We start from the raw sequence: 1559 nt of genomic DNA on the forward strand, positions 1-1559 counted from the left end.
ATGCCGTTCCGCGAGAAGCCACAGGCGTAGCAGAGCGACGGCACGTCGGGGTCGGCGCCGAGGATGGGCAGCCCGTCGGCGGCCATGGGTCGGAGGCCCGACCAGTGGTCGATCATCGGAGCGCTGCCTAGTGCGGTCACTGCGCGGGTGGCGAGGGTGCGAAGATCCTTGAGCCCGCGCTGGGTAATGCCGGTGTCGAACCCGACGTCCTCGTTCGTCGCACCCACTACCGTTGCCCCTGCGCGAGGCACGAGGTAACCCCCGGGAACATGGGTAACATGCCGCAGGGGTTGGCCCTCGAGGCGGAGCAGCTGTCCGCGGACGGGGCGCACAGGCAGCGGACGAGGGATTCCGGGGAGGGAGCCGGCCCACGCGCCGTTGGCGACGAGGAGACGCTGTCCGGCGTATCTCGTCCCTCCCCGGGAACGGAACCCTGGCAGGTTGCCGCGCGGGTCGAAGGACGCCACCTCGTCGGTGATGCGCGTGATGCGTGAGTGCCGGACGACGGCAACGTCGATCGCATTCATGAGCGCGACATTATCCACCGCGCCATCGAGGGAATGCAGCAATGCACCGGGATGGATCCCGAGGGAAGGCTCGAGGGTCGCGAGGCGATTCGCGTCCAGGCGCTCAGCGGTTTGCGGCGAGTTGCGTGAGAGCGTCTCGAACTCCTGCTCCGACAACGCGAGCTCGATGATGCCTTCTCGGTCGAGCGGCACCGGAATCTCGGTACGCTCGAGCAGAGCGTCCAGGAAGCCGGGGTAGAACTCACGCGCGGCAGCACCAGCGTCCCGCACCGCGGGAGAGGCCACTCCGATGGAGGGGGCCAGCAGGCCCGCGGCGTTGCGCGAGGCCGCGCCCGGGCGCGGCTGGTCCACCACGGTGACGCGCAGCCCGCGCCGCGCCGCGGCGAGCGCCGAGGTCAGGCCGACGATGCCGCCACCGGCGACGATGAGATCAGGGACGCTCACGTGGACCGAGTGCTGCGGCTTGCGAAAGAAGGGCGCATTCGAGCAATCTCTCGGTGCGCCGGCGCGCCAGCCAGTAGCGAAGCCGATGAGGCGAAACCGCGCCGCCCCGCAACCCGTACGGTAGCCAGACTCGCAAGGGAGAACGTTCGATGCTTCGTACCATCTTCATGATCGGCCTGTTCGCCATCGGGGGCCTGTTCGTCCTTCGACTGGCGTTCGGCCTCTTTGCCTTCGGCTTCGGGCTCCTCGGCTGGCTCTTCTTCTTCGCCATCAAGGTGGCAATCGTCGGGGGGATCATTTACCTGATCATCCGCGTGTTCAGCCCGGACACGGCACGCCGGCTCCGGCAGAAGTGGAACGGCTGACGTTCTGGTGAGCGGGGCGGCGCGCGCCCTCGCCGCCGCCACTCAGCGGTTGGGCCGCCACGTGGCGCCCAAGAGGCCGGCGTCGCTCGCCGGCCGAGCCGTCACCGGCCTTCGAGCTCCTCGACGACCGCCCAGACGAGCAACGGCACCATGATCTCGTGGTGGCCAGTGATCTCGTAGCCCTTGCCGCTCTGCAGCGTCGGTCGCTGCACGACGTTCATGC

Annotated in this window: 2 protein-coding genes; one reads left to right on the forward strand and one right to left on the reverse strand. The window is 68.8% G+C overall.

Features of this window, described 5'->3' with window-relative positions; genetic code table 11:
- Window positions 1-971, reverse strand: a 971-nt coding sequence (locus ACJ8AT_RS36145; RefSeq protein WP_407742525.1) for an NAD(P)/FAD-dependent oxidoreductase, incomplete at its 3' end; no start/stop codon positions are given.
- 149 nt (window positions 972-1120) lie between these two features.
- Here ACJ8AT_RS36145 and ACJ8AT_RS36150 point away from each other — a divergent pair.
- Window positions 1121-1336: a hypothetical protein gene (locus tag ACJ8AT_RS36150; protein WP_407742526.1), complete on the forward strand. Its 216-nt coding sequence runs from the start codon at window positions 1121-1123 to the stop codon at window positions 1334-1336.
- Window positions 1337-1559 lie beyond the last annotated feature (223 nt).

This window comes from Hyalangium sp. (assembly GCF_045802625.1).
Classification (GTDB): domain Bacteria; phylum Myxococcota; class Myxococcia; order Myxococcales; family Myxococcaceae; genus Hyalangium.